7 protein-coding genes are annotated in these 8,806 nt (G+C 72.7%); 6 read left to right on the forward strand and 1 reads right to left on the reverse strand.

What is annotated here, in order from left to right; translation table 11 throughout:
• The first annotated feature begins 1,882 nt into the window (after window positions 1–1,882).
• Both ACIPUC_RS36975 and ACIPUC_RS36980 read left to right on the forward strand, forming a co-directional pair.
• Complete coding sequence (locus ACIPUC_RS36975) at window positions 1,883–3,016, forward strand: hypothetical protein (RefSeq protein ID WP_446594787.1); 1,134 nt, start codon at window positions 1,883–1,885, stop codon at window positions 3,014–3,016.
• 24 nt (window positions 3,017–3,040) lie between these two features.
• On the forward strand, window positions 3,041–4,132 hold the full coding sequence (locus ACIPUC_RS36980; RefSeq protein ID WP_446594785.1) for a phosphotransferase family protein: 1,092 nt from the start codon (window positions 3,041–3,043) through the stop codon (window positions 4,130–4,132).
• A 13-nt stretch (window positions 4,133–4,145) separates the two neighbouring features.
• On the opposite strand, the gene ACIPUC_RS36985 is transcribed toward ACIPUC_RS36980, so the two are convergent.
• Complete coding sequence (locus ACIPUC_RS36985; RefSeq protein ID WP_446594783.1) at window positions 4,146–4,604, reverse strand: hypothetical protein; 459 nt, start codon at window positions 4,602–4,604, stop codon at window positions 4,146–4,148.
• A 217-nt stretch (window positions 4,605–4,821) separates the two neighbouring features.
• Here ACIPUC_RS36985 and ACIPUC_RS36990 point away from each other — a divergent pair, with 217 nt between their 5' ends.
• From ACIPUC_RS36990 to fxsA, 4 genes are all read left to right on the forward strand, one after another.
• Window positions 4,822–5,262 (forward strand): Lrp/AsnC family transcriptional regulator, encoded by a 441-nt coding sequence (locus ACIPUC_RS36990; RefSeq protein ID WP_164721043.1) that lies wholly within the window; start codon window positions 4,822–4,824, stop codon window positions 5,260–5,262.
• Window positions 5,263–5,341: 79 nt separating this feature from the next.
• Window positions 5,342–6,970 (forward strand): amidohydrolase, encoded by a 1,629-nt coding sequence (locus ACIPUC_RS36995; protein WP_446594782.1) that lies wholly within the window; start codon window positions 5,342–5,344, stop codon window positions 6,968–6,970.
• A 330-nt stretch (window positions 6,971–7,300) separates the two neighbouring features.
• Entirely contained in the window at window positions 7,301–8,110 is an 810-nt protein-coding gene (locus ACIPUC_RS37000) for a polyprenol monophosphomannose synthase (RefSeq protein WP_446594780.1), read from the forward strand.
• Window positions 8,111–8,186: 76 nt separating this feature from the next.
• Window positions 8,187–8,768, forward strand: coding sequence for an FxsA family membrane protein (fxsA, locus tag ACIPUC_RS37005; protein ID WP_446594778.1), 582 nt, complete (start codon window positions 8,187–8,189; stop codon window positions 8,766–8,768).
• Window positions 8,769–8,806 lie beyond the last annotated feature (38 nt).

Below are 8,806 nucleotides of genomic sequence, written 5' to 3' on the forward strand. Positions count from 1 at the left end.
CAGCGGGCGATCAGCGCACTGTAGATGGGCGGATCGGGAAACCGCTGCCGGAGCCCGGGCCCCGAGCCCTGCTGAACCGATTCTTCGTAACCGGGCGGCACCTGCCGCCGTCGGCGTCCCGTCCGTGGCGTGGAAGTCTCAACCGTGGTCATGCCGGGGCAACGCGGCAATCCGCCCAAGGGTAATCGCCTTCCACGCCCGGGGATCCGTTCGAGGGGTACCCAGGGGCTTCGGGGGCCTGATTCCGCACGCTCCTCATCAGGGAGGGTTTGGGGGTTTCCCGCCAGTCCCACTGTCTCTCCGGGTCGGGCCGGCCTGTCAAGGGCGCTCCTCCTTCGTCGTCGCGTCGCTTCGCGATGGCCTTCGGCCACCCTTGACAGACCGACCCGCCCCGGAAAGACAAGGACCGGCGGGAAGCCCCCAAAAGAACGGTCCACTGGTTCCGAGGACAGCCACTGGGCATCAGGGACCGGATCCTTGGTTCCCGTAGCCATGCCCCCGCCCGGGCCCGTAGAGAAGTGATCCGGGGTCGGTGGGCGCACCAAATCGCTACGCGCTCCTCATATCTCGGCGTCCGCCGCCCGTCTGGGGCACAACCCGCACCAGCGACAGCGACCGCAAGTCCTGGCAGTCCTGGGGCGCATCAGATCGCTACATATCTCCCACGTCTCGGCGTCCGGCGCCCGTCTGGGGCTGGGAATAGGCCGCCACGGACGGCTTCACAGCTGAGGTCATCTGGCGGCGATCGGCCCGGCGTGGGCTGACCATAAGCCGCCATGGATCGTCGATCGGGGAGGGGTGGTGGGGTCTGCCGGTGACTGGGGGGACTTTCCGACCTCCCACTCCGCGAAGTGATCCACTCACCGGCATCCATCCCAAATGCGGCCCAAGGCGGGCGCCGGACGCTGAGATGTGAGGAGCGTGTAGCGATCTGGCGTGCCCCAGGACCGCCCGGGGGCGTGTGGTCGCTGCCTGGGGTGTGGGGTGCGCCCCGGACGGGCGGCGGACGCTGAGATGTGAGAAGCGTGTAGCGATCTGACGCGCCCCAGCACTGCCGGGGGCTTGTGGTTGCTGCCTGGGGTGTGGGGTGCGCCCCGGACGGGCGGCGGACGCTGAGATGTGAGAAGCGTGTAGCGATCTGACGCGCCCCAGCACTGCCGGGGGCTTGTGGTTGCTGCCTGGGGTGTGGGGTGCGCCCCGGACGGGCGGCGGACGCTGAGATGTGAGGAGCGCGTAGCGATTTGGTGCGCCCACCGACCCGGATGGCCGCTCTACGGGCCCGGGCGCAGGCCACGGCCCCGGGAACCACGGATCCGGTCCCTGATGCCCCCTGACCCTGCTCATGAACCAGTGGACCGTTCTTTTGGGGGCTTCCCGTCAGTCCTGTCTTTCCGTGCCGGGTCGGACTGTCAAGGGTGGCCGAAGGCCATCGCGAAGCGACGCGACGACGAAGGAGGAGCGCCCTTGACTGGCCGGCCCGGCACGGAGAGACGATGGGACTGGCGGGAAACCCCCAAACCCTCCCTGATGGGCAGCGTGGGGATCAGGCTCCCCGGAGCCCCCGAGTACCCGCCCCACTCCCGATCCCGCCCCACCGCACCCGGCCAACCGTGCCGACCTGTCAGGTTGTGCCACAAGTCTGGCCCTGGCTCGGGATTCTGACGTACCGTCATATCCGCTCCAGCCGTGCCCCCGCCGCACCCCGCACCCGCACCCGCACGCCACAAACCCACCCCACACCCCGCACCCCGACCCCACACCCCACACCCCGCACCCCGACCCCACACCCCGCACCCCGCACCCCGACCCCACACCCCCGCACCCCGACCCCGCTCAGCCGCGCCGCCGACCCTGCCTTCGCCCCGCCTCCCGGAGGTCCGCCATGCCCGCCGATCGGCCCGTCGCCCTCGACGAGTACCCCATCCACCAGGCACCCCTGTCGATGAAGCACGTCGTCAGCGGTGACCGCAACGCCTACGACCGCTGCATCTTCCACGTCTTCGACCACGCCGGCCGCGCCGTCCTCATCCTCGGCCTCGGGGTGTACCCCAACGCCGGAGTCATCGACGCCTACGCCACCCTCCGGGTCGGGGACGAACTCCTCGCCGTGCGTGCCTCTGACGCCCTCTCCGACGACCGGATGAACCTCTCGGTGGGGCCGTTCTCCATCACCGTCGACGTACCGCTCCGGCAGCTGACCCTGCGCTGCTCCGCCGATCCGGACGACCCGGACGGGCTCTCGTACGACCTCACCTGGACCGCCGAGTTCCCCGCCGTCTGGGAGCCCCACCACACCCAGCGGCGCGGCGACCGGCTCATCCTGGAAGGGCGCCGCTTCGTCCAGGCCGGCAGCGTCACCGGCACCATCCGCGCCAAGGGCGAGGAGTTCGCCGTCACCCCGGGGGAGTGGACCGGAACCCGCGACCGCAGCTGGGGCGTGCGCCCCATCCCCGGGGAAGACGGCGGCCGGGCCGCCGAGGAGTACCGCCCCGAGGGCTTCCACTGGCTCTGGATACCCGTCCGCTTCGAGGACCGGTTCGTCATGGTCATCGCCCAGGAGGACGCCGACGGACACCGCACCCTCAGTGAGGCCGTCCAGGTCTTCCCCGAGGGCAGCGGCCGCCACGACGTGCAACTCGGCTGGCCGCACACCGAGATCCGCTACCGGCCCGGCACCCGGCACCCCGAGAGCGCCGTCGTCCACCTCGCCGACCCGGCCCGCAAGCCCCTCGAACTAGGCGTGCGGATCCTGAACTCCTCCCCGCTCGCCGTCGGCGCCGGCTACCCGCCCGCCGCCGACTGGCAGCACGGCACCTGGCAGGGCCGGGGCTGGACCGACCGCCGGGTCTACGACCTCTCCGACCCCGCCGCCCACCCCATGGCCGCCTTCGGCGTCACCGACCACTCGGCCCGCTTCACCCTCGACGGACAGGTCGGCCACGGAATCTTCGAGCACGGCAGCTTCGGCCGCCACGACCCCAGCGGCTTCGCCGACTACTCCTCCGTCGCCCAGTAGGCCGAAATCGAAAGGGGCTCACCCATGGCCACCGCTCCACGTCCGCGTACCTCCACCCGGGAGCCCGAGGAGCTCGGCAGGCGGCTCGCCGCCTGGCTGGACACCAAACTCCCCGGCGCGAAGGTCACCAACGTCTCGGTCCCCGGGTCCAACGGCATGTCCAGCGAGACCCTGCTCTTCGACATAGACCACCCCGACACCCCGATACGGGCCTGCGCGCTGAGACTCGCCGCCGACCCGGCGGCCTACACCGTCTTCCCCACGTACGACATGCCGCGCCAGCACCGCGTGATGAGCCTGGTCGCCGAGCACACGGACCTGCCCGTCCCGCGCGTGCAGTGGCTGGAGGAGGATCCGGGGCCGCTGGGGGCGCCGTTCTTCGTGATGGCCCGCGCCGAGGGCCGGGTCCCGCCCGATGTCATGCCCTACACCTACGAGGGCAACTGGCTGCACGCCGCCACCGACGCCGAGCGCGCCGAGCTCCAGGAGGCGAGCATCTCCCTGCTGGCCCGCCTGCACGACCAGTTCCCGGGCAAGGAGGCGGAGTTCCTGCTCCCCGAGGGCGCGGGCAGCCCGCTGCGCCGGCACGTGGACGCCCAACGCGCCTACTACTCCTGGGTGGTGGGCGGACTCGCCCCGTCCCCGCTGATCGAGCGGGCGTTCGCCCGCCTCGAGGAGCTGTGGCCGCAGGACGAGGGCCCGTCGGTCCTCAACTGGGGTGACGCCCGCATCGGCAACGTCATCTACGACGGCTTCACGCCCGCGGCCGTCCTGGACTGGGAGATGGCGGCGTACGCCCCGCGCGAGGTGGACCTCGGCTGGACCGTCTACCTGCACCGGTTCTTCCAGGACCTCACCGTCGGCTTCGGCCAGCCCGGACTGCCGGACTTCCTGCGCCGCGAGGACCTGGAACGCCGCTACGCGGAACTCACCGGCCACACCCCGCGCGACATGGAGTTCCACACGCTCTACGCGGCGCTGCGGCACGGGATCGTCATGCTGCGCATCGCCTACCGGCAGGCGCACTTCGGCGAGGTCGAGATCCCCTCGGATCCGGACAGCCTGATCCTGCACCACGCCAGTCTGGCCGCCATGGTGCAGGGCACGTACTGGTAAAGGGCTTGCCGGGTCAGGCCGCCTGCGCGTGCTGGCGGCGCGTCTGCGGGAGCGGCGGGCTCGGCACGCGCACCGGACGCGAGCCCGGACCGCCGACGTGCGAGAAGGGCTGCGTCCGCCAGTCGAGCCCCTGCGGCAGGCTCAGCATCACCACGGGCTCCAGCTCCTGCGTCCCCACCGGCTGGATCATGCCGACGGTGGGCAGGGCGTCGCCCACGGGCCGCCCGGTGCCCGCGCACACCGTGAGCCCGAAGGGGTTCCACGGGGTCAGGCAGAGGGCGTGCTGCGGCAGGTGCTCCTCGTCGGCGACGAGGGCGATCGACTGGCCGCAGTCGGGGCAGACCGCGTGGTGGATCTCGAAACCCTCGGCGTAGTCGAGGTATTCGCCGTCCTCGGCGTACGCGTCGTCGCCGGGATCGAGCGGTTCCAGGGGCTCCGGTTCGGTGCGACCGGCGCGCTTGGTGTTCAGCATGGATGTACTCCCCCTTGGGTGGGCCGGGCGGGCAGGTTCTTCGGCCTCGGCCACACCAAGCACTTCCCGTCGTGCGGCACGAGTAACCACAACAGCCGCCAGGACGCCCGCATACGCTTGTGGCCTTGGTCACATGCCCGGCGCAGATGCCTCCAGTGGATGGACAGCACTGTGCCTGGAGTGGCGTTGGGCCTTAGGTTGAGCGGCTATGAGCGCAATGGAGGAGCTGGACCGCCAGATCGTGGATCTGCTCGTGCGGGACGGGCGGATGAGCTACACGGATCTGGGCAAGGCCACCGGACTGTCCACGTCGGCCGTCCACCAGCGGGTACGCCGGCTGGAACAGCGTGGTGTGATCCGCGGGTACGCGGCCGTGGTCGACCCCGAGGCCGTCGGCCTGCCGCTGACGGCGTTCATCTCGGTCAAGCCGTTCGACCCGAGCGCCCCGGACGACATCGCCGACCGGCTGGCCGGGGTTCCCGAGATCGAGGCCTGCCACAGCGTCGCGGGCGACGAGAACTACATCCTCAAGGTCCGCGTCGCGTCGCCCCTGGAGCTGGAAGACCTCCTGGGCCGCCTGCGCGCCCTGGCGCACGTCTCGACGCGTACGACGGTGGTCCTGTCCACCCCGTACGAGGCGCGCCCGCCCCGCGTGTAGCGGATCCGGAGAGACCTGGAGGGGGGCTGGAGGGACCCGGCGGTCGGGCGCGGCCCGGCGACGCGCGAGACTGGTCCGCATGACTGACCGCACCGCCCACTCCGCCGACGCCGCCGGAGCACCGACCAGGACCGTCCTCCTCCGCGGGGGCGAGGTACACAGCCCCGCGGACCCCTTCGCCACGGCGATGGTGGTCGAGCGCGGTCACATCGCCTGGGTCGGCTCCGAGGGCGCGGCCGACGCCTTCGCGCAGGGCGTGGACGAGGTCGTCGACCTCGGAGGGGCGCTCGTCACGCCCGCCTTCACCGACGCCCACGTCCACACCACCTCCGCCGGCCTCGCGCTCACCGGGCTGGACCTCTCCGCCGCGCCCTCCCTCTCCGCCGCGCTGGACCTCGTACGCGCGTACGCCGCGAGCCGTCCCGCCGACCGGGTGCTCCTCGGGCACGGCTGGGACGCCGCCCGCTGGCCCGAGCGGCGCGCGCCGCGCCGTGCCGAGCTCGACGAGGCCGCCGCCGGCCGCCCGCTCTACCTCAGCCGCATCGACGTGCACTCGGCGGTGGTCACCACCGCCCTGTTGGACCTCGTCCCCGACGTGACCCCCGACGGCGACGAGCCGCTGACCCGCGACGCCCACCACGCCGTGCGCGCCGCCGCCCTGGCGGCCGTCACCCCCGCCCAGCGCGCCGAGGCCCAGCGGGCAGCCCTGGACCGGGCCGCCTCGCTCGGCATCGGCTCCGTGCACGAGTGCGGCGGGCCCGGCATCTCCTCCGCCGAGGACTTCACCGCCCTGCTGGAGCTGGCGGCGGAGCGGCCCGGGCCGCGCGTGTTCGGGTACTGGGCCGATCGGGACCTCGACCAGGCCAAGGCGCTGGGCGCGGTCGGCGCCGCCGGGGACCTGTTCGTCGACGGCGCCCTCGGCTCGCACACCGCGTGCCTGCACGCCCCGTACGCCGACGCAGCGCACACCGGCACCGGCTACCTGGACGCGCGCGCGGTGGCGGAGCACGTCGCCGCCTGCACCGAGGCGGGCCTGCAGGCCGGGTTCCACGCCATCGGGGACGCGGCGATCACCGCCGTCGTGGAGGGCGTCCGGGCCGCCGCGGAGAAGGTCGGCCTGGCACGTGTCCGCGCCGCCCGGCACCGCGTCGAGCACGCCGAGATGATGACCCCCGCCACCATCGCCGCCTTCGCGGAGCTTGGCCTGACCGCGTCCGTGCAGCCCGCGTTCGACGCGGCCTGGGGCGGCGAGGACGGCATGTACGCCGACCGGCTGGGCGCCGAGCGCGCCCGCACCCTGAACCCGTACGCGGCCCTGCTCAAGGCCGGTGTCCCGCTGGCCTTCGGATCGGACGCGCCCGTCACCCCGCTCGACCCGTGGGGCACGGTCCGGGCGGCCGCCTTCCACCGGACGCCCGAGCACCGCATCTCCGTCCGGGCCGCCTTCACGGCCCACACCCGGGGCGGCTGGCGGGCGCTGGGCCGCGACGACGCGGGGGTCCTGGTCCCCGGCGCGCCGGCCGACTACGCCCTCTGGCAGACCGGCGAACTGCTCGTCCAGGCCCCCGACGACCGGGTCGCCCGCTGGTCCACCGACCCCCGCTCCGGCACCCCCGGACTGCCCGATCTGGGCCCCGGCGCGGAGCTGCCGGTGTGCCTGGCGACCGTGGTCGGCGGGCGGGAGGTATTCGTACGCCCACAGGGGTGATCCGGCGAGCCTGGGTTCGGTGCGGGCGCCCGGACCCGGATAGGTTCGGCCGGGTCCACCATCAGGACGTCCGTGCCGGACGGATCCGCCTGCTCAGCGCGCCCGCGCCTCGGGGGCGAGGGAAGGTTTCGCCGGTGGGGGCACCCCCAGCGGCAGTTGGGGGAGGGTGGCCCCAGTTCGGGGCCCGGCGGTCCAGTAGACAACGGTCACGGCGGCCCGCAGCCAGCGGGAGTCCGACCGGCCCGAAGGACCGCGGGCCCCGATCACTGTTCTAAAGTCATTGACTGCGACCAGACGTACAGGACGTGCACGAGCACAAAAGGGGACTCAGTGAGCGACGGCGGACAGCGGACCTACGGACCGCTCGGTACGGCCTTGGTGATCATTCCGACCTACAACGAGGCGGAGAACATCGGGCTGATCGTCGGCCGCGTCCGCGCGGCGGTGCCCGAGGCCCACATCCTGGTCGCGGACGACAACAGCCCGGACGGCACCGGCAAGCTCGCCGACGAGCTGGCGGCCGGCGACGACCACGTGCACGTCCTGCACCGCAAGGGCAAGGAGGGGCTCGGCGCCGCCTACCTGGCCGGCTTCGTCTGGGCCCTGGACGCCGGCTACGGAGTGATCGTCGAGATGGACGCCGACGGCTCCCACCAGCCGGAGGAGCTGCCGCGGCTGCTCACCGCGCTGACCGGCGCCGACCTGGTGCTGGGCTCCCGCTGGGTGCCGGGCGGCCGCGTCGTGAACTGGCCCAAGAGCCGCGAGCTCCTCTCGCGCGGCGGCTCCACGTACTCCCGGCTGATGCTGAACGTCCCGATCCGCGACGTGACCGGCGGCTACCGGGCCTTCCGCCGCGAGACCCTGGAGGGCCTGGGGCTGGAGGAGGTGGCCTCCGCGGGCTACTGCTTCCAGGTCGACCTGGCGCGCAGGGCCGTGCAGAAGGGCTTCCGCGTCGTGGAGGTGCCGATCACCTTCGTCGAGCGCGAGTTCGGCGACAGCAAGATGAGCAAGGACATCGTGGTGGAGGCCCTGTGGCGGGTCACCCAGTGGGGCCTCAAGGCACAGGCCGCCAAGCTGCTCGGCAAGCCCGCGGCCGAGGACACGGGCAAGGACACGGGCAAGGAGACGGGGAAGGCCTGACCGCGGCGCCCCCTAAGGGGCGTCCGGTACCTCCGGCTGAGGCTGCTCTTACGCAGGTCCGGGCACACTGGGGAGTATGACGACCGGCGTTCCCTCTTCGACGGCCCCCCGGCAGCGGCGCTCACCCGCCCGTACGTTCCTTCCCCTGGCGGTCGCCGCCTGGCTGATCCTGGAGATCTGGCTGCTCGGCCTGGTCGCGGGCGCGGCCGGCGGGCTCACCGTCGCCGCGCTCCTCGCGGGCGGGATGGTTCTGGGCGTGGTGGTCATCAAGCGCGCGGGGCGCCGTGCCTTCAAGAACATGACCGACACCTTCCAGCAGGCGCAGCAGGGCGTGCGGCCCACTCCGCAGCAGCCGGGCCAGGGCAACGGCCTCACCATGCTGGCGGGCCTGCTCCTGATCATGCCGGGCCTGGTGTCCGACGTGGTGGGCCTCTTGTGCCTGCTTCCCCCCGTCCGTGCGTGGATCGGCCGCAGGGCGGCCCGCTCGCTGGAGCGGAAGATGGCCTCGGCACCCGCCGGGACCTTCGGCGACGCCTTCCAGCAGGCCCGCATCCGCTATCCGGACGGCAAGGTCGTCCAGGGCGAGGTCGTCCGCGAGGACCGGCCCGAGCAGCACCCTGGTCCGGACGCGGGCTACCGCCCGCCGCTCGCCCCCTAGAACAGACGCCGAACAGCCGAGGGGCGCCCCCCCCCCCC

The sequence above is a fragment of the Streptomyces sp. LARHCF249 genome, from assembly GCF_052871255.1.